Origin of the sequence: Mesorhizobium sp. M1A.T.Ca.IN.004.03.1.1, assembly GCF_003997555.1 — a bacterium.
In the GTDB taxonomy this organism is placed as follows: domain Bacteria; phylum Pseudomonadota; class Alphaproteobacteria; order Rhizobiales; family Rhizobiaceae; genus Mesorhizobium.
In genome coordinates, this window is record NZ_RZTV01000858.1 from 1 (window position 1) to 246 (window position 246).

Consider the following 246-nt stretch of genomic DNA (forward strand, 5'->3'; position numbering starts at 1 on the left):
GGTCCGCCAATGCGGCTTTCGCCCCGTCATAGGCGGACCTGCCGGCCGACTTCGCCGGCCCCGTCGTCACCGATATCCGCATGCCGGAGATCGATGGACTGCAACTCTTCGCCACGCTGCAGGGCATGGATGCCGACCTGCCGGTGATCCTGATGACCGGCCACGGCGATATTCCGATGGCCGTTCAGGCGATCCAGGACGGCGCCTATGATTTCATCGCCAAACCCTTCGCGGCCGATCGGCTCG

At 65.4% G+C, this 246-nt stretch carries 1 pseudogene; it reads left to right on the top strand.

What is annotated here, in order from left to right:
• Positions 1-32 precede the first annotated feature (32 nt).
• Positions 33-246: pseudogene (locus EOD29_RS34130) on the top strand (response regulator); the annotation flags it as partial.